Origin of the sequence: Nostoc sp., assembly GCF_036917635.1 — a bacterium.
GTDB lineage: Bacteria > Cyanobacteriota > Cyanobacteriia > Cyanobacteriales > Nostocaceae > Nostoc.
Genome location: NZ_JBALCW010000019.1, coordinates 201,401 through 225,695, shown reverse-complemented (window position 1 = coordinate 225,695; position 24,295 = coordinate 201,401). Strand labels below are relative to the sequence as shown.

Here is a 24,295-nt window from a genome sequence, read left to right as displayed (position 1 = left end):
ATAAATTGGTATTACCTACGGACTTGGCCGCTAAATCCAGCTGCTTTAAACTGCTTCAGCTTCAACGGAGTAGGCTGATTCGCAGGTACAGAAATTCTCAATTCAAAATCGCTAATTCCTGGTGGTACTTCAGCAATAGAACCTAAGCGAGTCCGGTTTTGCATTATCGAGTCATTGTTGGCATCATAGATGCGTCCAAAAATATCTGCGTCGTAAACTGTTTTATAAGTGCCATTTTCTGCTTTGCCAATGACAAGAAAACAATTAGCAGCCGCGCTACCACTACTGAGAACAGCCCCTTTTGCTAGTTCTGGTGGACAATCTTTATAAGAAACATCAAATAATCTAATCTGTGTCAGTGCTACAGCAGGGGGAATGCTCACCCACGATAGAAAGGTGATGAGGCAGGAAATAAAAACAACCGTGAGTGAGCGCAAGCGCATAAAAGACTCCGTGACTTAATTTAACAATATGTAACTTATAACCTCAGCTTACCTGAATTTAAGTACAAGGGATTGAAGACTTTAATTTAACCTTTGTAATAATTAGGGAAATAAACCCTCAATTGCTATTAACTTATGACTCCAGATGAGATTGAAGCATCTATGCTCGCAGCCTTTAATGATTGTGATGCAGCAAGCTGTCCTCTCACTGACACGCAGAAAGAGATATTACTGCAAGTCGTGGAGCTAATTCAGGGAAATTCTCCGTATAGAGCATCAACTATTGCTAATCCCTTAGACGAACTTACCCCAGAGGAGTTAGAAGCATTTTTACAATTTGTTAAGGATGAAGAACAACTCAACCGCACTTGGAAAGTGCAATTACTCAACGACTGGCTACAGCAAAATGACTCTGGAAGAGTACAATTTATCCGGCAACGCTATGGTTTACAGTGGCTCAATCGTGTAGAGTCATATCATTTTGATAAGTATTCTTATTTTGAGGATGCACTAAAGCTAAGAATAGGCGATCGCATTGAAGTTTCCAATGCACTATGGGAATGGGTGCAAGAAGATGGCCCTTGTAAGCGCGAATGGTTTCCCTGTATGGTGATCAAGGTCGAGGAAATTAGCAACGGTGATGATACATCTACTCACTGCGTCGTCCGCTTCTTCAACGGCGCTGAGTATGAAATTCAAGGTATCTACGAATGGAATCGCTATAACTGGCGCTGGCCGCAGAAATAGTTAGGAGTTAGGAGTTTGGAGTTAGGAGTTTGGAGTTTGGAGTTAGGAGTTAGGAGTTTGGAGTTTGGAGCCTTTGAACTCCGTTAATGAGCCTTTAGACTCTGATTCCTGCTCTATGTTAATAAAATTATTGCTTGAACAACGCCCACGCCAAAAACCTCTCGGTATAATATAACGCTAATTGATTGCTCACACCGTTGAAGACGGCATCAAAAGCGTGTTCTGCCCAAGGAATTTCTAGAAAAACCGCAGTATTACCAGAATCATGTAAACGTTCATACATTTGTCTACCAAATCGCGCTTCCACCAAATGATCGCGACAGCCGTAAATTAATAAAGTTGGTGGTAAAGGGTGCGTTAGATAATTTATCGGTGAAGCAATTTCATACTGATTAGGCAATTCTTCTAAAGAACCGCCGATAAATGCTTTTAAAACAGCGCGGGTGTTGATAGGATCGGGATTTGGTGGTGTTTTGTATCCTTCAGTTAAGTTAACAGGTCCGTAATAGTTCACCACACCACGAATAGGTGGTGCGTCTGGTTGATAAGCCGCTAACATTGCTAGGTGCGCTCCCGCAGAACGCCCTAAAAGTACCATCCGTTCTGGATCAGCTTCATATTCTGCTGCATGTTTGCGAATAAAATTTAGGGCTGTACGCACGTCATCTAACTGAATTGGAAACCGATATTTAGGCGCGTGTCGATAAGCGATCGCAAATACCGTATATCCCTGATGAGCGATATATTGATTAAACTCCGAGTTTGCATGAGGGTTGCCATATTGCCAAGCTCCACCATAAATTACTACCACTGCTGGATATTTCCCTACCTCTGAGGGTTGATAAACTTCCATTTTTAAAGGCACTCCCGCAGGAGAAGCAAAAATAATATCTTTTTGATGACGTGTTTTACCTAATGCAATACCCCGGAAGGAATTAACGAAATCAAAGGGATTATTTTGCATCTTAGCCCTTACTTGGACTGGAATTTGCTCTAGATAATTTGCTCCCAATCCTTGTTTCATCGCTTTAGCCATCTGCATTTCAGTTAGTGGAATATTCACTAGCACCCATGCACAAATTAGCAATCCTATTAAGCTGAAAATGCCAGCTAAACGTTGTAATTTACGGCGACGGATGTAGAAAAAAGCAAGTAAGAAAGAGAATAAATTTAATAACAATAACCAAGGACTGACTTCTGGCGCTCCTACTGCTAGCGTCAGTAAAAACATATTTGGAGCCGGAAGAATAATCCAAGAACTAAGAAATAGACTTGCAAAACTTAGTAAAAATACAAGCCCTGATAAAACTATTTTGGGTTTAAGAAACATATATGAATTGACCTAATGCATAAATAAATCCCTCATCATCACTCAAAGTGAATTGAGAAAAACTTATATAGATTCCCAACTCAAAGCACCCAGCTATCCACGTCTAATCGGTAAAATACGCACCCTAGATTGAGCTTGATCAACAGTGACCAATGCACCTGACTCCAGTAAGGACTCAAACTGGTTCAGGGCTGAAATGACTAACTGTTCGATCCTGTTCGGTAAAATATCCTGGGTGCGAACCTGAATGACACTTGGAGTATCAGCATCTGTTGCAGCTAGCAGGGAGCCGAAATCTAAATCATGGGTAAATACGATATACCCATTAGTTCTTGCCCACTCCATAATTACCGAATCTTTCTCACGAGGGTCGCCAACACAAGACCAGTGGACAGAGGAGAAATTGTACTTCTCAAAAACCCCAACCCAATCAGGGGAAAGATTCATATCAATCAAAATTTTCATGCACTTTGGAGCGGGACTTCAATCTCTTCAGCTCGCCATGCAGCATAGGCAAGCGCTTCATAAATATCCGCTTCTTCGAGGTAAGGATATGCCTTGAGGATGTCACTATTACTGTGTCCAGATGCCATTAAGCCGACAATAGTACCAACGGTAACACGCATTCCACGGATGCAGGGTTTGCCTCCCATCACTTCTGGATTGCGGGTAATTCTGGTGAGATTTTGCATGGCTGTTAAAGAGCGGGAACTATTTTATTGGATTGAGAAACCAAAAATGGCTGCGTCAATCAAATTCATTATCGAACTTTCTCCACCTTCTAGCCAGACTGATTGCCAATCGAACCTAACCTGACAAGCTCAGGATAATTATTTCTCCATCAACCTAAACCTAAATGCTTTTGCAATGTTTGGCGCATCACTTCTACAGGTACAGTTTCCTGCTGTAACCAAATTTTTAATGCTGCTACTCCTTGTTGAACTAGCATTTCTAAACCATCGATCGCAATTATGCCTTGTTTTTCTGCCTGCTCTAGAAATTGCGTCGGTTTAGGGATATATATTAAATCGTAAGCGATCGCACCTTTTGGTAAATTCGCTATTTCTTCTCCACTCAAAGGCGACTCATCAACCTTGGGATACATACCTATGGGGGTTGTGTTTACCAGCAGATTAGCTTGGGGAATTAACTTCGGCAATTCTTCCCATTGATGAACTTGTAGATTTTCACTTATAGGTGAATTGCTCCAACTATTGCCAAATTCTTGTAATCTCTGCACATTCCGCCCAACAACATGAATTTTCGCAAAACCTAGTTGGTGACAACCTGCTACAACTGCTCTCGCTGCGCCACCATTGCCTAAAATTACTGCTACCTTCTGACTCCAATCTTGCTTATACGTCGTCTGCAAAGGAGCAATAAATCCTTCTATATCTGTGTTTGTCCCCACCCATTGATTATTTTGGCGACTAACAGTATTCACTGCGCCGATAGCTTGAGCAACAGGGGTAATTTCTGAAAGCAGAGGTATTATTGCCTGTTTATGAGGTATTGTCACACTAAAGCCGACAACATCAATAGCCGCAAAACCTGCGATCGCTATTTCTAAATTCTCTGGTGCTATAGGAAAGGGAAGATAAACATAATCTAATCCTAAATGTGCGATCGCAGCATTATGCATCGCTGGCGAGAGCGAATGCTCCACCGGATGTCCAATTACCCCTAATAGCTTAGTTTTGCCTGTAATTAATCTTTCTTTAGTCATTATTTATTAGTTATTAGTCATTAGTGATTCCCCCCAACCTCCCCTGCTCCCCCACTCCTTGGACTAGCCTACAATTATTAAAAGCTACTTAACATTTCTTTTGATTATGCAGGCAACTACAGCCGCCTCTACAACCCCAATTCCTGGTAAATATTGGCAGTGGCGCGGGCATAACGTTTACTATGTGCGTGCGGGAGAAAAGCAAGCGCAACGTCCGCCTTTGCTTTTGGTACATGGATTTGGTGCTTCTACAGACCACTGGCGCAAGAATATCACAGGATTGTCTCAAGATTTTGAAGTATTTGCGATCGACCTTTTGGGATTCGGGCGATCGGCAAAACCGAAATTGCAGTATAGTGCCGACTTGTGGCGTGACCAACTCCATGATTTTATCAGTGAAGTAATTGGTCAAAAAGCAGTATTAGCGGGTAATTCCCTTGGTGGCTACGCTAGCTTATGTGTTGCAGCCCAACGTCTTGACAGTGCGGCTGGTTTAGTTTTGCTCAATAGTGCAGGGCCTTTTAGCGAAAGCCAGCCGACATCTGAGCCGGAAGCTTTACAATCAGAAGTTCAGGCTCCCAAACAACCCGCTAGTTTACAGAAACTTCTTGGTGACGGCACTAAATGGATTTTTCAACAACCTTTAGCCCAGTCTTTGTTATTTCAATACGTGCGACAAGGTTGGGTAATTCGCCAAACTCTAGAAAAAGTTTATCTTGACAAAAGTGCCATTACAGATCAGTTAGTAGAAGAAATTGCTCGCCCTGCTTACGATCCTGGTGCAATGGAAGTATTTGTGTCAGTCTTTAGCACTCCTCAAGGGGAAAAAGTTGATCTGCTATTAAAGCAATTAACTTGTCCATTATTGATGTTGTGGGGGGAAGCTGACCCTTGGATGAATGCTAGAGAACGTTCGCAAAAGTTTCGTCAATATTATCCTGAACTCAGAGAACATTTCCTAAGAGCCGGTCATTGTCCCCATGATGAAATACCTGATAGAGTAAACCAACTGTTAGGCGATTGGGTTTTGTCTATTACTAAGTAAGTGGGCGCAAATAATCATTATTGGCTCGTAGTTGGGCTTTAGCGCTAAAGCCCAACTACGAGCCTAGTTTGGTTTTATCTTGCCTACTTACTTAAGTGACCACATCTTTTGTAGAGGCAGAGCATTGCTGTGTTCCTACAGCATGGTCTATTTGCGATCGCAAAAGCAGGATAATTAAGAAAAGCCTGAAACAACGTATTTTTATAACAATCCCTGAAATTCGGCGAATTTACGCAAACGTGGTAAACACTGGCGCTGATAAAAACTGCTTAATGTCGGAATTGACAGCCCAAATTCTTCCGATAATTCTTTCCAGCTAACTTCCGGGGGTAGACGTTTAAGAATTAATACCTGACAATTTACATCTGGACGCCCTTTAATACAAGTAGCGCACAATTCTCCTTCAGAATCTGTTTTAGCCCATATCTCCAAGTCTTCCAGAATGGGAGGTGCTTGAGGGGTAGCAGGGAGGTTATCTATAGGATCAATCGTTTCACTTGTTCCACCCGATGTAGACTGACGAACCCAAAGAGGAACTGTTGTGGCTTGTTCCCGGTTTTGGTTAATGTAAAAGTCTTGTAGTCTCCTTTTAAGGTAAGCATTTAGCCAGGTGATGACACTGCCATAAGTGGGGTCATAAGTTTGACCTGTCAAACCTTCACAAACATTGCGGCAAAAATACAACCAAGTTTGTTGTAGTGCGTCTTGATAATAAGGGGTACTTTCTCTCCAGAGTCTACTTGCACTCAAGCGAATAATTTGCGTGAGCAGCTTCTGACGCTGAGGACTTCCTGATGGGTGTTCACAAGCTTCGCTAACTAAGCGGCGTAGCTGTTCATCGAATTGAACCATGAGAATCTTGGCGAAGAAAGCAAGAATATCTTAGTATTGCGTATAACAACAGTGTGAAGTACATACACTTTATCACCTACTTGAAGGGAGGTGAGAGGCTTCTTGCTGTTTTAGCCAAAAAATTTTCGTCAAGATTTTTAGTCATTGGGCATTGGGAAGAGGATAAGGGGAAAGACTTGTTGCAAGTTTTTAGTTCTTGTCCCCTCGTCCCTCACTCCCTCATTTCAATTTACTCCAACGTTATACAAGAAACTTTCCCACAACGAATATGTGAGATTTCCAACACTTAACTTCATTTTGTTGCGAATATCTTGGATATTTCCGTTGGTTAACCTAGCTAGAGTTTGCGCTTCTTGTTCAAAACGCTTGGGTAAAGACCGTTTGTATTCTTTACCCGCCTCACACTTAAGATCCCCTTCAAATGGATATTGCAAAACATAACGCCCTTGGAATAATTCACGGTTGGCAGTTTGTAGGAAAATCAAGTCTTCAGGGAATGTGTCGCGGGTGTAGCGAACATGCAGACGGGAGATGAAGACGTTACTGTTAAAAGCGGGAGGAACAAATTTGCGGATTGGTGTAATCTGGATTGGTTGATTCAGCTTAGTTTGCTTACTTAGAGAATTATCATTTAGCCAAAATACCCCTGCTTCCTTGAGTTCATCTTGGGTAAGGGGATCGGCAGAACAGGGATCGCAACTACCCATGTCCCAAGCGTATTCCAAAAAGCCGACTCTCTTGCCTTCTTTGGTGTAAGCGGTTTGGAACAGGGATTTGTAGAATTCCCCAAATTCATTTTTGACAAACACGGGAATATTAACGTTGGAGGGGATTTTCACCGTCCGATAGTTAGTAATTTGTGCCTCTCCTTGGGGCGAGAGGATATAGACAATTAAATCCTGCTCTGCCGTAGCATTGATCATGCCTAAACGAATTGGCAGCATGAACTTGGGTGATTGATAGGAAATTTGTAGCGGACGGAGTAACTGGTAACCAGATTCCTCGAATTTATCTAAGTTGACTTTGGCAACAAAGAATTTCATTGAGGAACGGATATAGGGCTGAAGTAACTGTTTCGCCCCTTGAGGAATTTTGTAGCCATTTTGTGTGAGCCAAGTTTCCAGTCCGTCAGATTCTTTAGCACTGAGGATCACGATGTCGTATTCGCCCACGTTGAAACTTGCTTCGACCGTCACACCCAAACTGCGATCGCTTCTCTGAAGTTCTGCACTATTATTTACTGCTGCTGATTGTGTAATTACACTATCAAATAGTGGTAGCGGGGTACAAGGATCTGGGTCAAAATATTCCACCAATCGCGGCGCACTAAAAGCATCTAGGCGCTCGATAATTGTGGGTTCAGTCACACGAACTTGCTCTTTTTGCACCACTGTAGGCACTGGTACTACGATCGCAAAATCTTTGACTTCGCCTTGAAAGTCATTTGCCATTGTCAAAACGGTGCGATCGCCATTGCGTGCTATCACCACCTGAGAAGCTTTGTTATACAGCTTCGTATCAGCTTTAGCTACATAAAATCCACAAAATGCCCAAGCTGCGGGTGCAAAGCAAAACACAGCAACAATTGTCAACAGTAATGGCGTTAAAAATCGAAAAATCTTCATTTTTTATACCTCTATATTAAGTGCTGATTTAGGAGTTGGGAGTTGGGAGTTGGGAGTTGGGAGTTGGGAGTTAGGAGTTAGGAGTTAGGAGTTAGGAGTTAGGAGTTCTCCCCCTGCTCCCTCATGTCTCTCATCTCCTTTTTGCCAAGAAAATCGCGGGGCTAACCAGAGAACATCTAGCAGAATGCTCAATGGCGCAAGGATGAACAGCGCCCAGAAGACTGCGGTAGGAACAAAGAAATAATTCCGCAGGATGAAAGTTAATCCAGCGATGCAAGCTGCCCAAACTATCCGCCCAATTCGAGAATTGGGAATCGATCGGGGATCTGTAATCATAAATAGGGCGAACAACAACAACGAGCCGCTCATCAACCGATGCCAGTAAACATCCCAAGTCCAACCCAGCCAGAGATTGCGAATCGCTTCTAGTAAGGAATAGCTACCCAAAAAAGCGGCTGTGGTGTCCCAGCGACCAATGCGCTGCAAAATCATGCCGCCAGTCCCGGCAAATAACAGCGCATACCACCACTCTTCACCCCACTGTCCCGGCGAAACCCAGGCATCAGAGGTGAGAACTAAGGCGGAAATGATGCCAAAATTAGCAGGGTTGAAGAAATGCTTATCATGGAATTGGAAGATAAATTTACTAGCGATCGCACTTGTTGCGGCTATTACCATTGTCGTCCAGTGATCGGCACGCAACAGTAAACTCAGTCCCAGTGAGGTAATTAAAGCACTGCGAAGATTCGTAATTTGTCCTTTGTTATTAGTCATTTGTCCAAAGTCCAATGCTAATGACCAATGACTAATGACAAATGACAATACCGATTGTGTTAATAAACAAGTAGCGATTAATACGCCAATCAACTCTGGCCGCAACGTCCAGTCTCGTGTACTTATTCCCACGACTAGGAACAAGCCCAAAAAGGAAATTTGATAATCTCGTATATCTTTGAACAACATTAACTTTTCATGCAGTGTTTATTCGGAGATTTTTCCTCAATTTAGACAAGTACTAGGTTAAAAAATATTGCTTTTACAGATTTTTTACAAAATAGAGCATTGACATTTTCCAGCCGACTACCGACTGATTTTGCAGTGGTGATTGCTATACCCAAGCGATCGCTCTGATGTTTGAAGCTATAAGGAGGGCTTATACCTGGAACTCTCTGTTTGTCCAGTAAGTTCTAGATATAAGCGATTTAAGCTATGGTTCCCACGTTTAACAGTTATCAACATTAAGTAATCAGTGTATTTATGCAAGATTACGCAAAAAATAAAAAACTTTATGCAGCTAGCTCCCCTGTTCCCAATTTTCTACCGCATTCTCCAGCCGAGTTTTCCCAACTGCCTTTGGGCTGGAAATTCCCATACTAAAGCGATCGCCCTCACATTCGATGATGGGCCGCATCCTGAATACACACCGGAAGTCTTGGCAGTATTAGATCGTTACAAGATTACAGCGAGTTTTTTTTGGTTGGGTGTTTGCGTCAACCGTTCACCAGCCATTGCTAAAGCTGTGAGCGATCGCGGCCACTGGATCGGATTGCATGGCTACGATCATCGCTCTTTTCCGATGCTTTCCCCAAATGACCTGAAGGACAGTTTAGAAAAAACCCAAGCTGCCATCTACAATGCCTGCAATCTGCTACCTGAACAAGTGCGAGATGTCCGCCCCCCCAATGGTTTATTTACACCTACTACTTTAAAATTGTTATTTCAGTGGAATTACCGCCCAGTTATGTGGAGTGTTGTACCAGAAGACTGGGTACGTCCAGGTGTAACTACTGTGGTAGAGCGAATTATGCAGCAGGTCAAAAATGGTTCGTTGATTGTCTTGCATGATGGTGCTTGCGGTGGACAAGATGTTGCTGCCACAATTCAAATTCTGATTCCGAAACTGCTACAACAGGGCTATGAGTTTGTGACTGTTGATACTCTATGGCAATTCTTAATTTTGCGGGGCTGCTAGATCCCCGACTTCTTGAATAAGTCGGGGATCTGAACACCACTAACCTCTCAAAACTTTTGGGACAGACTAGTAGTTGTGTTAGTTCTTAAAGGTGATGAGAGGCTAGAAAAGCTTGGACTTCTGCATCTGTAGGTTGAGAAGCGATCGCACCTGGTTTAATGGTAGTCAGCGCTCCAACAGCACTGGCATAGGTGACGATGCGTTTTGCGGTTTCAGCATCCCGCAAGCTGTGGATGCCATGCTGACTCAACTGGTGGATGAATCCTGCTAAAAAACTATCCCCTGCACCAGTTGTATCAACTACGGGGATAGAAAATGAAGGTAATTTGCCTTCGTTCTCACCCAGACAATAGGCGCAACCGTTTTCTCCATCTGTTACGAGTACTCCGTCAATTGAAGCTAGACGGTAAGTGATGGCTCCGGGATCTGCGGTTTCAAATAGCCATTGGGCTTCTTCTTTGGAGAGTTTGAGGAAATCGACTCGCTTAATTAATTCTGGAATTTTTTGATGAGCGATGTTTGGCTCGTCCCAAAATACAGGCCGCCAGTTGACATCCATCACAATCTTTAAATCGTAATGTTCTGCTAACTCTAGGGCGCGGTGAATTGCCACTTCACTTTCAGGATAGGCTAATTCTAAAGTACCCAAAACCAGAAAATCTGCGTCTTCAAACAGCGAATTTGGCAATTGTTTCGCTTGCAGGCGAGTATCGGCAAACTCTGCGGTATCATACTTACCAAATCCAGCGAAAGTGCGATCGCCTGCTAAATCCCGTGTAACATAAACTTGCCGCGTTGGGGCTGTAGGATGGCGTTGTACGCCTGTTGTCTCTACACCTACATCTTGTAATAGCTTGACCAGTGCATTCCCTGGTTCATCTTCACCAACGGCTCCGATAAATCCTGCTTTAGTCCCCAGCTTGACTAAAGCACAGGCTACGTTAGCTGGTGCCCCTCCTGGATAGGGAGTCCAGGATTTTACTTCTTCCAGCTTTAGCCCCAATTGATCGGCTAAACAATCAAACAAAACTTCACCGAGGCACAAAACACGGGAATTGCTCATTTTATTTTAGATTTTAGATTTCGATTTTGGATTAGTAATTTACAGTATAAAATCTACAATAATTTTCGCTCATCTGTCGCCAGCCCTTCATAGAATGAAATAGCAATTTTTATTACCCCATAACATCTATATGCTTCTGAGTATCATCTACTTTTAATAAGTATATATATGGAGTATATTAGTCTAATTTGTATAATTTATTGCTTTTTAATTTCATGGTTTATATTTTTGCCAACTTGAAATCCAAAGAAAATATTGACAATCGGATTACTGCTAACACTTGAAACCCCCCCCAACAAAAGAATCTTCTAGAATTAGAAAGAGTGATTAAGTACATATACCAAGGGAGGATAGAAATAGTAATGGCTGGTGGCAAGTCTCAGACCCCCGTTAGTCTGTCAGACAGAGAACTGCAAATTATCGACTTAGTAGCCGCTGGCTTAACTAACCAAGAGATTGCAGGAAAACTGGAGATTAGCAAGCGTACAGTTGACAACCATATCAGTAATATTCTTACCAAGACCGAGACAGAAAATCGAGTAGCTCTTGTCCGCTGGGCTTTACAGTGGGGCAAAGTCTGTTTGAATGATGTCAATTGCTGTAATCTGCCTAACCAGATCGAATAAACGATTTATTAGTAGCAACCTAATTGCTCTGGTCTGGTGTAATGGCAAACCAATTTTGAGGTTTAGTGATTATTTCCCTCTTCACGCCTAAATTTTCAGTGTGAACACTCTACCAAAAGTTCCGAGTCCTTCACTCAGCCGGAGTTTATGTTAGTGGAGCCAGCTGACCCTCGGACTCGGAAACTATAAAAGATCAGCACAAAAATTAGTAACAGTTCAGTGGTGCAAACGTTACATTTGAAAGAAATCTATGTTGTCCATTGGCTTTGGGAGCAGTGTTCCAATGAATACTTCCGCTTCTTTTGAGGGTAGCTCGTCTCCCTTTAAATTTTTTAACTTTGATTTTACGACACCTGTATCTGAGAAAATTCCGAATCTTGAAGACCGATTTTCAGAGTTTGTGCAACCCACACAAGATGCCGACTTACTTAGACAGCTATCGTTTATTCCAGGGTTGAAAGAAATTCTGATGATACGGCAGGTTCACGCTTTAGAACACGCTACTGTTTGGGTTCTTAGCGAATCAAAAAGTGCCTATCCTGCCAAAGGGGAACCTACTAACGTTCAACTAGATAACGAACTATTAGGCGGTTTGTCTACTGAGCAAGGATTCTACCTCTATGGTGAGGTGAATATTAGTGATTTGCGGCGTGCGGTCATACTTGCTCGACATCGCCTCACTAGTGGAGAATGGGATTTGGCTGTACATCCCCGTTGCGGCACAAATTTATCAGTAGCAATGCTCTTAACAGCTGGACTAGCTGTCGGTGTGCATCTGTTACTACCATTTCGCCCAATCGAGCAAATTATTGGTTTAGGGTTAGCAGCGACGACAGCCGCCGAACTCGCACCTGATTTAGGTTCTATGGCACAGCGTTACCTAACAACAGCCATTCCTTTTAACCTAACAATTGAAAATATTACCCGTACACACGACGTTTGGGGGCGTGATGCACATTTTGTTAAATTGGGCTGGCAAGAGTAGGGATAAGGGGGACAGGGTAAAATTTTCTCCCTTGTCTCCCCCATCCCCCACTCCCTACTCCCTACTCCCCACTCCCCTAAAAAAATTATGAGAAAACTTTATTTCTTACTCCCCGGTACAGATGGCAAATTTGCCTGTGGTGGTCTTTGGGCTGAGTTAAAAGCACTTAATCTGGCTCAGAATTTCTGTAGTGCTGATGTTGTAACTTACCGTCAACGGGAAAAAGGTAAGCTTTTTATTGATGATTTGCTAAAAGAGAAAAACTTAAATGATGTAATTTTTGTCATCAGTTGGGGATTTGATGTAGCTCAACTCGTAGCTAAACTTAAGCAATACAATGTTGTTTACCATGCACATAGTGCAGGTTATCCATTTAGGCTAAGAGCGAGTATTCCGATCATCACTGTTAGCCGCTATACAATGGGATATTGGGGAGAAAAATCACCCAATTCTCTGATTTATTATTTGCCGAATCAAATTTCTGATGAGTTTAAAAATTTAGGTCGAGAACGAGATATTGATGTTTTAGTTCAGGCTCGGAAATCTTCTGAGTATTTAATGAAAGAATTGATTCCAGCGTTACAAAAACGTTGTAAAGTATTGGTTGTTGATTCATACATAGAGGATTTAACTGGACTATTCAACCGAGCTAAGGTTTACCTATATGATTCGGCTGAGTACTGGGCGCAACAGCGTGTTAGCGAAGGATTTGGTCTACAACCAATGGAAGCTCTTGCTTGTGGTTGTCAAGTATTTTCTAGTGTAAACGGTGGACTGGCTGATTACTTAGACCCTGGGTTTAATTGCTATAAAATTGCTGGATATTCTCAAGAATATGATGTCGAACGGATTCTGAAGGTGATTGATTCTTCAGTAGCTTTTAGTTTATCTGAAGAGTTTTTGGCTGAATATCGAACTGAAAATATTATTAAGCGTTTCCAAGTTATTCTGGATGAGTTAAATGAGTTTTTTGACCATAAGATACAGCAGCCATCTAATATTAAGAGTTTAACGAGAATACGTGTGGTAACATTACTTGCTCAGAGGATATATGGGAAGCTGAGGAAGAAATATTTTAAGTAATAGAAACGAACCGCAGAGGCGCAGAGAACACAGAGAGATAAGAGAGGAAATGGAATGAGTCGGCGGTTATTAGTTACTGGGGGTGCGGGGTTTATTGGGGCGAATTTTGTGCATCACTGGTGTCAGGTTTATCCAGATGACCGGGTGGTGGTGTTGGATGCGCTTACTTACGCGGGAAATCGTCTGAATTTGGCGCTGGTTGAGGGAGGAGAGAATTTTCGGTTTGTGCAGGGGGATATTTGCGATCGCACCATTATAGATGAGTTATTATCAACCGAAAATATAGATACTATCGCCCATTTTGCGGCTGAATCTCATGTTGATCGTTCAATTCTTGGGCCGGCTGCTTTTGTGCAAACTAATGTGGTAGGAACTTTCACCATCTTAGAAGCTTTTCGGCAACATTGGGAGGTAAAAGCACAGCCATCTGATTATCGTTTTCTACACGTTTCTACTGATGAAGTTTACGGTAGTTTGGGCTTAGATGATGCAGCTTTTTGTGAAACTACACCTTACGCTCCCAATAGTCCCTATTCAGCCTCAAAAGCCGGTAGCGATCACTTAGTGCGTGCTTATTACCATACTTACAACCTGCCGACAATTATCACAAATTGCTCTAATAATTACGGACCTTATCAGTTTCCCGAAAAGCTAATTCCTTTGATGTGCATCAACACTTTCATAGGTAAGCCATTACCTGTTTATGGTGATGGTAAAAATGTGCGCGATTGGCTTTATGTGGGCGATCATTGTCGTGCTTTAGATGTGGTAATCAATCACGGTAAACCAGGGGAAACATACACTATTGGTGGCAACAATGAGGTGGAAAATCTCAACCTGGTGCAACTTTTGTGTCAGATGATGGATGAACTAGCACCTGATTTACCAGTACGTCCAGCAAAGCAGTTGATTACTTTTGTCAAGGATAGACAGGGACACGACAGGAGATATGCAATTAATGCCAACAAGATTAAAACTCAGCTTGGTTGGACACCTTCAGTAACAATTGCTGAGGGTTTACGTTTAACTGTTGAATGGTATCTCAATCATCGTGATTGGTGGGAACCTCTGCTATCTGCGGAATATCAAGCTTACTATCGCAAAAATTATCTGTAGAATCACCTAAAATTGCTATCTCGTTAATTTCCCGTACACGGACAACGACTCGCAAGGATGCCAACAAAGTACCGGAATCGTTTTCTTATGCATATTCCTGAAATATCTCAGTCAAATAATCAGCGATTTCTTCCGGGTGCTTGCGGAAGTACTCTTCTTCAAATTCATCAAGTGTCCTAAATTTTCTCACGGATTAGGTACTCCTTTTTCAATAAATTATCTGGCTCCCACAATTTCTCTAGATAATGACTATCCTTGAATATAAGGGAATCAGATGAATTTAGATTTATCAAACTGCTAAAAACTGAAACTCCACAATATGCTCTATCTGATTTGTTTGCTTTAGATAGTCGTGATGACATATATATTGTCCTGAAAGTGTTAAAGCACCTAGCTCATTTAATTCGTAATTCGTAATCTTGTAGGGTGCGTTAGCCAAGGGCATAACGCACCATCCCAATACTTTTGGTATTATTATGCGTAGGCGTAGCCCGTAGTAGACGTCGCTAACACACCCACTCCATTTCTAACTACTAACTTGCGATTCAACTACACCCACGGGACAAGATACGTTTGTCCCTCCTAAACCACAATATCCATTGGGATTTTTAGCTAGGTATTGCTGATGGTAAGCTTCGGCGTAGTAGAATTCAGGTGCATCTAAGATTTCCGTGGTAATATTGCCATAACCTGCACCGTTGAGAGCTTGCTGATAAGCTTCCCGCGATGCTTCTGCTAGCTGCTTTTGACTTTCAGAATATACATAAATTCCCGAACGGTATTGAGTGCCAGCATCATTACCTTGACGCATCCCTTGGGTAGGATTGTGGCTTTCCCAAAAGACTTTGAGCAGTTCAGAATAACTAATTACTTTGGGATCAAACACAACCAGCACCACTTCATTGTGACCGGTTCGCCCACTACATACCTCTTCATAAGTGGGGTTGGGTGTTAAACCAGCAGCGTAACCCACTGCGGTGGTGTAAACTCCTTTAAGTTGCCAGAATTTGCGTTCTGCACCCCAAAAACAGCCCAAGCCAAAAATTACCTTCTCTAATCCATCGGGATAAGGAGATTTTAAAGTATTTTTGTTGACATAATGAGCGGCTGGTACTGACATAGATTGCGCCCTTCCTGATAAAGCTTCTTCAGGTGTGGGGATAACTGCCTTTTTGCCAAATCCGAATAGTGCCATTGATTTTGATAATATATATCTTTACCTTATTTACTATTGTAGTGTTTCCTGCTATATAAAACCTAGACAAGTCTAGACTTTACTTCTTACTTCAACGGGGGCATGGGAGCGGTTATCCCTCAGTAAGCTTTCACGATGAAGCCAACCGCGATAAATTAATTGCCGCGTTTAAATCACGAGCTAAAGAAAACTTACAACTTTCACAACTGTAAGTTCTTTCTTTAAGTGGCATATCTTGAATATGTCCACAGTTTGAGCAAGTTTTAGAAGATGGATACCATCTATCTGCTAGAACTATTTGGGAACCAAACTTCTTGGACTTATACTCAAGTTGACGCTTAAATTCATGGAATCCACAATCACTAATTGCCCCTGCTAACTTATGATTAGAAAGCATCCCAGTAACATTAAGATCCTCTATCACTACTTTTGCGTGGTTTTTGCATAAGTAAGTAGTAATTTTGTGGAGCGTATCTTTTATTAGATTAGATACCTTGGCATGATGTCTAGCAAGTTTTATCTTAGCTTTATGTCTATTTTTAGACCCTTTGGCTTTCCTGGCTAGGGTACGAGATAACCTTTTTAGTTTGGCTAAATTTCCTCTGTAATATTTAGGATTAGGAAAAACTATTCCTGTAGAAAGGGTAGCCAGTTCTTTAACACCTAAATCTACCCCGACGACAGGGTATTGTTTCTCTGATATTTGAAAAACTTGTTCATAAGAAAAAGCAATAAACCAACTATCCGCAGTCCGGGAAATAATAATCTTTGTGCAGGTAGTATGGGGTAAAGCTTCGTAAGTTTTTACTCAACCAATAGTAGGTAACTTAATGCTTTTACCACCAACAGGGATAGGTTTACCCCCATGATCTAAGTAAGTGGGCGCAAATAATCATCACTGGCTCGTAGTTGCGCTGTCTTGCGCTAAAGCGGAACTACGAGCCAAATACAGAGATTTTACTTTTCGTTACATAGTTTGGTTTTGCCTACCTACTTATTGTAAAAGAATCATGATGTCCAATATTAAGAACCTTGGATATTTACCAATACCAGTAAAAAATCTTTGAAAAGCATTACCTAAATTATCAAAAGCGTAGTGGGTTATCTTTTGACAAATACCTTTTTCTTTAATCCATGAATACTCGGTTTTTACATGATTATTAAAGAACTTTTTAAGTAAATATTTGTCAGGTTTTAAACCACTTTTATACAAATCTTGCCAAGTAGCTAAACCCCAATTGTATGTAAACCTTGCGATACCCGCGTGTTTACACATTATTATTTATTGAGCTTTACTTAGTTTTAATTCGGTTTTAAATGATAAAAGCATTACCTAACCTTAGATACTCATGGATAAAATACCAAAAATTGACCGTCAAAGGGAGCATCAAGCGAACGAACGTACTTTTCTGGCTTGGCTACGCACTTCTATTGCATTAATTAGCTTTGGAATTGCTATTGCCCGATTTGGTATATTTTTGCGCCAGCTTAATCTTGCCATTACTCAACAAGAACCTCATGTAAATCCATTATCTAATTCCGAAAATTTGGGTATTGCTTTGGTAATTTCGGGAATTTTCACAATTGTGTTAGCTGCGTGGCGATACAATCAAGTTTTCTGGCAAATTGAACAAGGCGATTATAGACCAACTCGGTTAATGGTTTGGATAATGACTGGAGTAGTAATTATTTTGGGACTTTTCTGTATTCCTTTGATCCTATGGCGTGATAAAATTCCTTATCGTTCTCCTGTTCTAATTCAACCACAGTCCCGAAATTTGCAAAGATTAACCCCAAATTTCAATGTTAGAAAGGGGATAATTACTACTCAATACAAACAAATATTTTATAACAAGATCCCCGATTTATTTAAGAAGTTGGGGATGTGAGCCTTAGTTAGCAGTAGCCTCAGAAATAACTGTTACACAGGCATTTACTAAGGGTAACAATGGCCCTAATTGCTCTTGTCCATTCACGGCTAAATCGCTATGACACAAATAAACTCTTTCAGATACACGAGATAGTAAATCTGTCAATATCCTTCGCAATCTTTGTTCTTCTGCCAATTTCTCATCTTCTGCTGTCCAAGGTTCGCCTAATCTGTCTCGCAGGAAAAACGGCGCACCGAATAAAGTTGCTGCACCACCTTTCGCCCATAGAGGTGAACCAGCATCCAGCCAAAAATGCCAACGGTGCGATCGCCTACTAGATCGATATTGAAATATAGTTGCTAAGGTGACAGCCTTTCTCGCTCCACCAATGGGACGCACAGGGTAAGGGTTGGCGGTAATTGTACCACGTCGCAGTAATTGAATGAATTCGATAATAGTTGTGTGAGGTGTTGTCTCAACTGGGGCAATTTGTCGTAATCTGGTGTCAATTTCCCAATAGTGTTGGGCGGTTTCTAATAATTCTCGCAGTGCTGCTAGTTGTTCGTAGGGAAGATTACTACCATTCCATAAAAAGCGCACAATTGCCCTGTCTAACAGAGAAATGGGACTGGGAATTAACCGCAATTCTTGTTGCGATCGCTGTTGTTCTAACCAGTCTAATATCTCATTATAGGCTGTGGTTGCTGCATAACCGATTCGATCCCAGCGCTCGAAGGCTGATACTGGTAGCAAGTTGGGGCGTGAGGGATGGGGTACAAAGCAGTAATCTGCAATCAAACCAGCGCGTACCGGGTCAATGTCAGTGGTGAGTGAGGAGTTAGATGTTAGGAGTGAGGAGTTTTCTGATGGTTGTTGTTTTCTGCTCAATACAACCAGCATTTCTGCGACGGCATCCCGATCTACCAGTCGTCCCAGTCCGGGATAAACTAGTGCCAACATGGTGAGTAAGGCGCGAATCACGGGCGAACTAATTAGGGGACGTTGGTCATTTAGCGATTCTACTTGGATGTTTTGTTTAACCAGGATTTCTACTAGAGTATAACGAGCGATCGCATCTAAACCTGGTGCAATAATCGCTACTTCTTCTGGTTCTACTTGCTGTGATTGGATGGTATTAGCAATTACCTCTGCTGTTTGTCGCAATAGTTGAGCGCGGGAGGTAGTTTGAATTGAATGTATTGTCTTTGGTAAGCTCAACAGTACCATTGGTTCTGTGAGTAATTCTACCATCTGTTTAGCTTGCTCACCAAGAGACTCTGGAGGCGGCCCAGTCAAGATTTCTACGCGACAACGTTCTGCTAGCCCTTCTAGGTAGTTGGGATCTGCTCCCAATCCCAATCGCACTGCACCATCGGGATTGTAGCTAAACGCCCCGACTGCGCCTCGATCTAATAGCAAGTCAAACAAAAGACGCGCTACGCTTGGATAATCATCTACATCATCCGCCAGTACCGCCTGATAGCGTTTAGTTAAATGCTGTTGGTAATTGCGATCGCTTAACAAATGCTGACTATACAGTTCGGTAATAATCCCATAAGTTAGTAACCCCCTCTCTAAACACCAGTTACGCCAATCTAGGAGCAAAGAGGCGAGAAATTCCGGCTCTAAATTTGTAGTATTTTCTCCCAAACCCCTTGTCAAAATCTGGGCAATATCTTCGCAAGGTATACCACTGTAAGCTGCTAATTGCAATAAATCTAGAATGCGACGCACCAAGCGAGATTCATTCACTCCCGCAACACGTAAAATTTCTTCGTCTAATTCGGGACGCCAAAGTTTGGTTGCTAACTCTTGCTCTGTTTCTGGGCGCAATCTTACCGGAAACTGGGCCTTCAGGCTCAAAGAGTTAATTAGCAATGGCCAAAATAAAATAACTTCATCCTGGAAAAAACCTAGCGGTGTCTTGGCACGCACCGGATATTTTCCTAATGTGGATGTAACAATTATATCTCCCAATTCTCGCCGATTATCATCATTAGCACCTAAGACTAAAACTCCTGGCTCTGTTTGTTTAAGATATAAAAATTCCGGTAGATGAACGCCTTTTTTACGTCCTGGTTTTTTAGTATAAAATGATGCACTATACTGCTTCTCAGGTTGTACCCAACTAGAAAATTGCTCTACCAAACGAGCTGTCTTACCACTGCGGCTAGTGCCAACAATCCAAACCGAATGAGAAACCACAAACTTTCTCCTTGTAGATTTGCTAGTATACCTCGTGCGTTAACTTAAGGTTAATAGTCACCAAATAATGCTGGATGATTGTCTCCAATGAAAAACTCTGTTTTTAGCCAAAAAATCTATTCTTTCTTACTTGATACTTACCGATGGTACTTACAAACTCCTGAACGTTCTTTATATCAAGCTTACGATGCAGCATTAAAAATTAAGGAAATAGAAGATAAGCATTTCAATGGTAATAAAATAGACATGAACTCAGCCATGTACAGTAACAGTGTCATGGATTATTTTGAGTCAGACCTAAAAAAGCTATTAAAAACTGTGCGGATGCGGCTTACAGAGTTGAAAGCAAGCCGTTGGTTTCTAAATGAAGAAAATCAAAAAGCTGCCCAGAAAGCAGGTATAGAGTATCTCAGTCCTTCTTTAGTTTTGGAAAAGCTAAACTTTATCGATCAAGTTATATCCAAATACAAAACAATTTCCGATCAAAGAAGTTCTAAAGCTTTAATAGTTCAACCTCCAAATCTAGCAGCTAACCCTGTGATATCTGACGACAAATCATTGCTCGTCAATAATCCAACGTTATTACCCAAAATACAAACTCAAGACTGGGAGACAAAAGCAAAGGGTAAAGTTGATACAACAGGCGTTTTACCCCGCTCTATTTTAAGTACTATCACTCGTTTGCAAGTTGAATTAGATCCTAATTCGGAACAAGAGGTAATCCAAAGTTTTCGTCAAGCTCAAAGAAGAACAATAATATCTATCAGGTTTATTTTACTATTAATTATCGTACCACTTCTGACGCATCAGATAGCAAAAGCTTTTGTAGTAGGGCCAGTTGTTGAGAAGTTTAGAGGTACTGAGCAAATGCAAGTATTCCTAAATTCTGAAATGGAAGAGGAAGCCCTTGGACAATTACAAAGCTTTGAAGAAAAACTCCACTTTGAAAATTTCATTAAAAATGCCCCGCCACTTTTGCCTGAACAGATAGAAGTTGAAATGAAAAAGAGGGCGGTTGAGCTTGCTGAAGAATTTCGTCACGAAAGCTCTAATGCTATCAAAAATGTTTTTGCCGATATTTTCTCGGTGGGTGCTTTTATCTCGCTTTTACTTGTCAGCAAGTCTTCTATTGCTGTGATTAAAGATTTCTTTGATCGGATTGTCTATGGACTTAGTGATAGTGCCAAAGCATTTATCATCATTTTGTTTACCGATATATTTGTAGGTTTCCACTCTCCTCATGGCTGGGAAGTACTTTTAGAAGGTGTATCGCGTCATTGGGGATTACCAGCAAATCGAGATTTTATCTTCTTATTTATTGCTACATTTCCAGTGATTTTAGATACCATATTTAAATATTGGATATTCCGATATTTGAACCGGATATCGCCTTCAGCAGTTGCAACTTACCGGAATATGAATGAATAAAAAGTAGGGAGTGGGGAGTGGGAAAGAAATAATTAGATTGTTTTTGAATTTGAGGGAAGTGGGATAATATGAAAAATTTGAATTTTGATGAAAAAGACACTTGCTGAGTTAGGAAAGTTTAACAAATTTATCGCCATCAGCTTACCTGTAGTTTTGTCAATTTTCCTGGTGCGTATGCAATCTTTAACGCATCAGGAACTTAGCCCACCTGAATGTCGCCTAAAAAAGTGGGATATACCAGTTTCTTTGACTGCACAAAAGCAAAAAATACCATTAATTCAGAGGTTACCAATCACTTGTTGTCAAAGTGATATCTCTTGTTTGGATGAACATCTCTATGGAGAAATACCAGACAAAAAGGCGCTATTGAGTGCGATCGCTCGCAGTCTCCAATACCTGCAAACGGCTAATGCTGCGGCTGCTTATCAAAACTATCCGGTGGCTGAGATTAAGCGCTCGCGCGTCATCAAAAGCTTGAAAAGATTCCGCGAACTCCTATTAACAACTCATTCTGCAACAGAATTACATCAAGCCATTGAGCGAGAATTTGTTCTTTACCAATCAGTTGGTAAAGACACCAAAGGTTCGGTTTTGTTCACCGCCTATTATGAACCGCTTTATGCAGCCCGTCGCTTTTCCACACCAGAATATCGTTATCCTGTTTATCGATTACCTCCTGATTTAAACTCCTGGCCTAAACCTCATCCTACCCGCGAAGAATTAGAAGGAGCAGATGGTTTACAAGGCGCAAAAGGAAAATTACGAGGATTAGAGTTGTTTTGGTTTAGCGATCGCCTCGAACCATATTTAGCTCAAATTGAAGGTTCAGCCAGACTTCAGCTTCCTGATGGTACTGAAACAACAATAGGTTATGCTGGTCATACTGCTTATAACTACAAAAGTATTGGGCGAGAATTAGTGAATGATGGCAAATTACCGCTAGAAGGTATAACTCTGCCAATTATTCTCGACTATTTCCAAAAGCATCCCCAAGAATTAAATATTTATATTCCGCGCGATCGCAGTTTTGTTTTTTTTCAAGAAAATCACGGGGAACCAGCCCAAGGTTCTATCAACGTACCACTAACAGCAGAGCGTTCTATCGCTACAGATAAATCCCTCATGCCTCCTGGTGCTTTAGCGTTGATTCGCGCTTCTATTCCCTTTGCTAATTCTACCGGAAAAATGCAGGAGCGCATTGTTAGTCGCTATGTTCTTGACCAAGATACCGGAGGTGCAATTAAAGGTGCAGGTAGGGTAGATTATTTTTTAGGTACTGGGAAATTAGCAGGCGATCGCGCTGGTGTTACAGTCAGCAATGGACAATTATTTTATCTATTACTCAAGTCCAAGAATTAAACACACTTGTATTTTAATACTAAAGAATCCCGACTTTTTAGATAAGGGGCTTCCAAATAAAAAAATATTCAATTATTTATTGTGGGGTGGCCCGAAAAGCCCGCCCAGTTTATATGGCTCTCGTGTCGCCCACCCCACAAAATTGGATAATTTATTCCTTGGAGTTTTCTAAGCCGGGATTCTTAGCCTTTCGGGGTAAATCAAATACACATTTCAAATTAATGAAGCGTTTAGGCTAATTACGAATTAGGCTTCGATCTCCATCTCAGCATCATCATCGTCATGATCATAAGGGATATCGTCAAGGTCGATCATTTCTGAAATTTCTTCTACTTCATTTAAATACTCAGATTCTTGATGTTCCCGCTCTATCAAACGACCAGTTGACTTTAACCATTCTAAAAGAATAAATTCATTACTTGTACGAATTACAGGCGCTCGCTGGTTACGAGGTTCTTCACGCAAAGGGCTTATAGGCATAAAAAAAACTCACTTTGAATTATCGGTCAGTGTGCAAAAACAGGAAAATTGTCCCCTAGGGTTAAAAGTCTTGTATCACAAGTCCTTTCTCAACAGATGAAATGTTAAGCATTGGATAATTTATTTTCTTGTCCGTCTAGTTATTTACCACTAAAATGTCTTCGCGTCAGCCCTAATAATAAATCTTCAAGTGGACGCAATCTCACAAAGCATTTGGTAGCTTGGCGAGAGTTTCATACATATTAGATGGTAATGCAGACAATCTGTTCGCTACAGCGACTGCATCAGCTAAGTTGCTAAATTGACACCGGACAATTTCTTGTCCATTTCCTGATGGGAATCGCTTTCTAGCTTTATTAGATACAGCACAAATAATCGCTAAAGCTTTGGCGAATCCATCTTTTGTCAATATTGTTTCTTTAGCGAACCCTTCAACAGGGATAAGGCAGACCTCAAATCGATAGCCCGGTCTGGGAGAAACAGCTATGTCGATATAGGGTTTATCTTCTTTTCTGATTCTGCGTAAATATTGGGCAGTAGAATTTGTATCGTGCAAATCAGTCCCAAGGGCGTAAGTAAAGAAACAATCTTCTGTAAGGGATTCAGGACGGGTAATTATATCCGTTGGCATAAGTTCAAGTAGTATCCGTATATTGTCAGGGTTTGTGACACACTCAACTTGTCCGTCCTAGCACATTTTTGGACAGTGGGATGTATCAGTTTTACACGAAATATTCCAATAAAGTTGCGCTAATTAAAAAATTTCTATTTTTGCAATGCTGAAGACTCTCATCCCTAAAGCATAGATTGGCAATATCAACTGACATAAAACACCTCCAGAATCAAAGGCTGTAGAGATTTAGATTCGGAGAGGTGTCTATATAGTCAGTTACATGACCGAAAATATTTCTCAACTATCTAATTATAACATAGTTGACGGTTGAACTTTTTTAAGTATACTTTAGTTAATATTAATACCCTGGCAATAAGCAAAATACTCAAATCCTCAACCCCTGCGATCGCTTCACTTCGGACAATATTAAAACGCTTAAAAGCGATCGCAATCACAAACTATCTGATATTTATTTATACCCATCTACTTATAAGCTTTGAGGATACTCAATTTACTATCTCTAGTTGAATG

At 41.3% G+C, this 24,295-nt stretch carries 25 protein-coding genes and 1 pseudogene; 10 read left to right on the top strand and 16 right to left on the bottom strand.

Annotated features, from left to right (window positions below; all coding sequences use genetic code 11):
• Positions 1-11 precede the first annotated feature (11 nt).
• A complete protein-coding gene (locus V7K32_RS05855; RefSeq protein ID WP_334991146.1) occupies positions 12-443 on the bottom strand; it encodes a biotin carboxylase in 432 nt (143 codons plus the stop codon).
• Between the two features lie 135 nt (positions 444-578).
• Between V7K32_RS05855 and V7K32_RS05850 the strand changes: the two genes are divergently transcribed.
• Complete coding sequence (locus V7K32_RS05850) at positions 579-1,190, top strand: hypothetical protein (RefSeq protein ID WP_334991144.1); 612 nt, start codon at positions 579-581, stop codon at positions 1,188-1,190.
• A 127-nt stretch (positions 1,191-1,317) separates the two neighbouring features.
• Here V7K32_RS05850 and V7K32_RS05845 read toward each other — a convergent pair whose 3' ends face one another.
• The 4 genes from V7K32_RS05845 to V7K32_RS05830 form a co-directional block, all read right to left on the bottom strand.
• Positions 1,318-2,520 carry an alpha/beta hydrolase gene (locus V7K32_RS05845; protein ID WP_334991142.1) on the bottom strand — a complete coding sequence of 401 codons (1,203 nt, stop codon included), beginning with the start codon at positions 2,518-2,520 and terminating at the stop codon, positions 1,318-1,320.
• A 93-nt stretch (positions 2,521-2,613) separates the two neighbouring features.
• Positions 2,614-2,985: a DUF5615 family PIN-like protein gene (locus V7K32_RS05840; RefSeq protein WP_334991140.1), complete on the bottom strand. Its 372-nt coding sequence runs from the start codon at positions 2,983-2,985 to the stop codon at positions 2,614-2,616.
• Positions 2,982-3,212 carry a DUF433 domain-containing protein gene (locus V7K32_RS05835; RefSeq protein ID WP_152589829.1) on the bottom strand — a complete coding sequence of 77 codons (231 nt, stop codon included), beginning with the start codon at positions 3,210-3,212 and terminating at the stop codon, positions 2,982-2,984. The genes V7K32_RS05840 and V7K32_RS05835 overlap by 4 nt, the downstream gene beginning before the upstream one ends.
• A 149-nt stretch (positions 3,213-3,361) precedes the next feature.
• Entirely contained in the window at positions 3,362-4,246 is an 885-nt protein-coding gene (locus V7K32_RS05830; protein WP_334991134.1) for a shikimate dehydrogenase, read from the bottom strand.
• A 106-nt stretch (positions 4,247-4,352) separates the two neighbouring features.
• On the opposite strand from V7K32_RS05830, the gene V7K32_RS05825 reads away from it, so the two are divergent.
• On the top strand, positions 4,353-5,291 hold the full coding sequence (locus V7K32_RS05825) for an alpha/beta fold hydrolase (RefSeq protein ID WP_334991132.1): 939 nt from the start codon (positions 4,353-4,355) through the stop codon (positions 5,289-5,291).
• A 201-nt stretch (positions 5,292-5,492) separates the two neighbouring features.
• Here the strand turns inward: V7K32_RS05825 and V7K32_RS05820 are convergent, their stop codons facing one another.
• From V7K32_RS05820 to V7K32_RS05810, 3 genes are all read right to left on the bottom strand, one after another.
• Entirely contained in the window at positions 5,493-6,143 is a 651-nt protein-coding gene (locus V7K32_RS05820; RefSeq protein ID WP_334991130.1) for a sigma-70 family RNA polymerase sigma factor, read from the bottom strand.
• Between the two features lie 224 nt (positions 6,144-6,367).
• Positions 6,368-7,768, bottom strand: coding sequence for a DUF2330 domain-containing protein (locus V7K32_RS05815; protein ID WP_334991128.1), 1,401 nt, complete (start codon positions 7,766-7,768; stop codon positions 6,368-6,370).
• 84 nt (positions 7,769-7,852) lie between these two features.
• Positions 7,853-8,731 (bottom strand): RnfABCDGE type electron transport complex subunit D, encoded by an 879-nt coding sequence (locus V7K32_RS05810; protein ID WP_334991126.1) that lies wholly within the window; start codon positions 8,729-8,731, stop codon positions 7,853-7,855.
• A gap of 325 nt (positions 8,732-9,056) precedes the next feature.
• Between V7K32_RS05810 and V7K32_RS05805 the strand changes: the two genes are divergently transcribed.
• Positions 9,057-9,740 carry a polysaccharide deacetylase family protein gene (locus tag V7K32_RS05805; RefSeq protein ID WP_334991124.1) on the top strand — a complete coding sequence of 228 codons (684 nt, stop codon included), beginning with the start codon at positions 9,057-9,059 and terminating at the stop codon, positions 9,738-9,740.
• Between the two features lie 85 nt (positions 9,741-9,825).
• Here the strand turns inward: V7K32_RS05805 and V7K32_RS05800 are convergent, their stop codons facing one another.
• Positions 9,826-10,803: a carbohydrate kinase family protein gene (locus V7K32_RS05800; RefSeq protein ID WP_334991122.1), complete on the bottom strand. Its 978-nt coding sequence runs from the start codon at positions 10,801-10,803 to the stop codon at positions 9,826-9,828.
• Between the two features lie 362 nt (positions 10,804-11,165).
• Here V7K32_RS05800 and V7K32_RS05795 point away from each other — a divergent pair, with 362 nt between their 5' ends.
• The 4 genes from V7K32_RS05795 to rfbB all read left to right on the top strand — a co-directional run bounded on the left by V7K32_RS05795 (position 11,166) and on the right by rfbB (position 14,613).
• Positions 11,166-11,429, top strand: coding sequence for a helix-turn-helix domain-containing protein (locus tag V7K32_RS05795; protein WP_334991203.1), 264 nt, complete (start codon positions 11,166-11,168; stop codon positions 11,427-11,429).
• Positions 11,430-11,712: 283 nt separating this feature from the next.
• Complete coding sequence (locus V7K32_RS05790; RefSeq protein ID WP_334991120.1) at positions 11,713-12,414, top strand: DUF6391 domain-containing protein; 702 nt, start codon at positions 11,713-11,715, stop codon at positions 12,412-12,414.
• An 87-nt stretch (positions 12,415-12,501) separates the two neighbouring features.
• The gene (locus V7K32_RS05785) at positions 12,502-13,497 is read left to right on the top strand and encodes a glycosyltransferase (RefSeq protein ID WP_334991118.1); all 996 of its coding nucleotides are present in this window, start codon (positions 12,502-12,504) and stop codon (positions 13,495-13,497) included.
• Between the two features lie 54 nt (positions 13,498-13,551).
• The gene (gene rfbB, locus V7K32_RS05780; RefSeq protein ID WP_334991116.1) at positions 13,552-14,613 is read left to right on the top strand and encodes a dTDP-glucose 4,6-dehydratase; all 1,062 of its coding nucleotides are present in this window, start codon (positions 13,552-13,554) and stop codon (positions 14,611-14,613) included.
• 289 nt (positions 14,614-14,902) lie between these two features.
• Here the strand turns inward: rfbB and V7K32_RS05775 are convergent, their stop codons facing one another.
• From V7K32_RS05775 to V7K32_RS05760, 4 genes are all read right to left on the bottom strand, one after another.
• Positions 14,903-15,058, bottom strand: coding sequence for a hypothetical protein (locus V7K32_RS05775; protein ID WP_334991114.1), 156 nt, complete (start codon positions 15,056-15,058; stop codon positions 14,903-14,905).
• 81 nt (positions 15,059-15,139) lie between these two features.
• Positions 15,140-15,808 (bottom strand): peptide-methionine (S)-S-oxide reductase MsrA, encoded by a 669-nt coding sequence (gene msrA, locus V7K32_RS05770; protein WP_334991112.1) that lies wholly within the window; start codon positions 15,806-15,808, stop codon positions 15,140-15,142.
• A 130-nt stretch (positions 15,809-15,938) separates the two neighbouring features.
• Complete coding sequence (locus V7K32_RS05765) at positions 15,939-16,568, bottom strand: RNA-guided endonuclease InsQ/TnpB family protein (protein ID WP_334991201.1); 630 nt, start codon at positions 16,566-16,568, stop codon at positions 15,939-15,941.
• A gap of 234 nt (positions 16,569-16,802) precedes the next feature.
• Positions 16,803-17,084, bottom strand: coding sequence for a helix-turn-helix domain-containing protein (locus V7K32_RS05760; protein ID WP_334991110.1), 282 nt, complete (start codon positions 17,082-17,084; stop codon positions 16,803-16,805).
• A gap of 73 nt (positions 17,085-17,157) precedes the next feature.
• On the opposite strand from V7K32_RS05760, the pseudogene V7K32_RS05755 reads away from it, so the two are divergent.
• Positions 17,158-17,592, top strand: a pseudogene (locus tag V7K32_RS05755) (YidH family protein); the annotation flags it as partial.
• 108 nt (positions 17,593-17,700) lie between these two features.
• On the opposite strand, the gene V7K32_RS05750 reads toward V7K32_RS05755, so the two are convergent.
• On the bottom strand, positions 17,701-19,884 hold the full coding sequence (locus V7K32_RS05750; RefSeq protein WP_334991108.1) for a recombinase family protein: 2,184 nt from the start codon (positions 19,882-19,884) through the stop codon (positions 17,701-17,703).
• A gap of 87 nt (positions 19,885-19,971) precedes the next feature.
• Between V7K32_RS05750 and V7K32_RS05745 the strand changes: the two genes are divergently transcribed.
• On the top strand, positions 19,972-21,312 hold the full coding sequence (locus V7K32_RS05745) for a proton extrusion protein PcxA (RefSeq protein WP_442938696.1): 1,341 nt from the start codon (positions 19,972-19,974) through the stop codon (positions 21,310-21,312).
• An 87-nt stretch (positions 21,313-21,399) separates the two neighbouring features.
• Positions 21,400-22,671, top strand: a complete 1,272-nt coding sequence (gene mltA, locus V7K32_RS05740; protein ID WP_334991104.1) for a murein transglycosylase A — start codon at positions 21,400-21,402, stop codon at positions 22,669-22,671.
• Positions 22,672-22,917: 246 nt separating this feature from the next.
• Here mltA and V7K32_RS05735 read toward each other — a convergent pair whose 3' ends face one another.
• Both V7K32_RS05735 and V7K32_RS05730 read right to left on the bottom strand, forming a co-directional pair.
• The gene (locus V7K32_RS05735; protein ID WP_334991102.1) at positions 22,918-23,151 is read right to left on the bottom strand and encodes a DUF3134 domain-containing protein; all 234 of its coding nucleotides are present in this window, start codon (positions 23,149-23,151) and stop codon (positions 22,918-22,920) included.
• A 202-nt stretch (positions 23,152-23,353) separates the two neighbouring features.
• Complete coding sequence (locus V7K32_RS05730) at positions 23,354-23,782, bottom strand: hypothetical protein (RefSeq protein ID WP_190890924.1); 429 nt, start codon at positions 23,780-23,782, stop codon at positions 23,354-23,356.
• Positions 23,783-24,295 lie beyond the last annotated feature (513 nt).

What these genes read in the sequence shown, in the direction of transcription:
- V7K32_RS05855 (WP_334991146.1), bottom strand. Translation starts at nt 443, where the DNA reads ATGCGCTTGCGCTCACTCACGGTTGTTTTTATTTCCTGCCTCATCACC.
- V7K32_RS05850 (WP_334991144.1), top strand. Translation starts at nt 579, where the DNA reads ATGACTCCAGATGAGATTGAAGCATCTATGCTCGCAGCCTTTAATGAT.
- V7K32_RS05845 (WP_334991142.1), bottom strand. Translation starts at nt 2,520, where the DNA reads ATGTTTCTTAAACCCAAAATAGTTTTATCAGGGCTTGTATTTTTACTA.
- V7K32_RS05840 (WP_334991140.1), bottom strand. Translation starts at nt 2,985, where the DNA reads ATGAAAATTTTGATTGATATGAATCTTTCCCCTGATTGGGTTGGGGTT.
- V7K32_RS05835 (WP_152589829.1), bottom strand. Translation starts at nt 3,212, where the DNA reads ATGCAAAATCTCACCAGAATTACCCGCAATCCAGAAGTGATGGGAGGC.
- V7K32_RS05830 (WP_334991134.1), bottom strand. Translation starts at nt 4,246, where the DNA reads ATGACTAAAGAAAGATTAATTACAGGCAAAACTAAGCTATTAGGGGTA.
- V7K32_RS05825 (WP_334991132.1), top strand. Translation starts at nt 4,353, where the DNA reads ATGCAGGCAACTACAGCCGCCTCTACAACCCCAATTCCTGGTAAATAT.
- V7K32_RS05820 (WP_334991130.1), bottom strand. Translation starts at nt 6,143, where the DNA reads ATGGTTCAATTCGATGAACAGCTACGCCGCTTAGTTAGCGAAGCTTGT.
- V7K32_RS05815 (WP_334991128.1), bottom strand. Translation starts at nt 7,768, where the DNA reads ATGAAGATTTTTCGATTTTTAACGCCATTACTGTTGACAATTGTTGCT.
- V7K32_RS05810 (WP_334991126.1), bottom strand. Translation starts at nt 8,731, where the DNA reads ATGTTGTTCAAAGATATACGAGATTATCAAATTTCCTTTTTGGGCTTG.
- V7K32_RS05805 (WP_334991124.1), top strand. Translation starts at nt 9,057, where the DNA reads ATGCAGCTAGCTCCCCTGTTCCCAATTTTCTACCGCATTCTCCAGCCG.
- V7K32_RS05800 (WP_334991122.1), bottom strand. Translation starts at nt 10,803, where the DNA reads ATGAGCAATTCCCGTGTTTTGTGCCTCGGTGAAGTTTTGTTTGATTGT.
- V7K32_RS05795 (WP_334991203.1), top strand. Translation starts at nt 11,166, where the DNA reads ATGGCTGGTGGCAAGTCTCAGACCCCCGTTAGTCTGTCAGACAGAGAA.
- V7K32_RS05790 (WP_334991120.1), top strand. Translation starts at nt 11,713, where the DNA reads ATGAATACTTCCGCTTCTTTTGAGGGTAGCTCGTCTCCCTTTAAATTT.
- V7K32_RS05785 (WP_334991118.1), top strand. Translation starts at nt 12,502, where the DNA reads ATGAGAAAACTTTATTTCTTACTCCCCGGTACAGATGGCAAATTTGCC.
- rfbB (WP_334991116.1), top strand. Translation starts at nt 13,552, where the DNA reads ATGAGTCGGCGGTTATTAGTTACTGGGGGTGCGGGGTTTATTGGGGCG.
- V7K32_RS05775 (WP_334991114.1), bottom strand. Translation starts at nt 15,058, where the DNA reads ATGCCCTTGGCTAACGCACCCTACAAGATTACGAATTACGAATTAAAT.
- msrA (WP_334991112.1), bottom strand. Translation starts at nt 15,808, where the DNA reads ATGGCACTATTCGGATTTGGCAAAAAGGCAGTTATCCCCACACCTGAA.
- V7K32_RS05760 (WP_334991110.1), bottom strand. Translation starts at nt 17,084, where the DNA reads ATGTGTAAACACGCGGGTATCGCAAGGTTTACATACAATTGGGGTTTA.
- V7K32_RS05745 (WP_442938696.1), top strand. Translation starts at nt 19,972, where the DNA reads ATGAAAAACTCTGTTTTTAGCCAAAAAATCTATTCTTTCTTACTTGAT.
- mltA (WP_334991104.1), top strand. Translation starts at nt 21,400, where the DNA reads ATGAAAAAGACACTTGCTGAGTTAGGAAAGTTTAACAAATTTATCGCC.
- V7K32_RS05735 (WP_334991102.1), bottom strand. Translation starts at nt 23,151, where the DNA reads ATGCCTATAAGCCCTTTGCGTGAAGAACCTCGTAACCAGCGAGCGCCT.
- V7K32_RS05730 (WP_190890924.1), bottom strand. Translation starts at nt 23,782, where the DNA reads ATGCCAACGGATATAATTACCCGTCCTGAATCCCTTACAGAAGATTGT.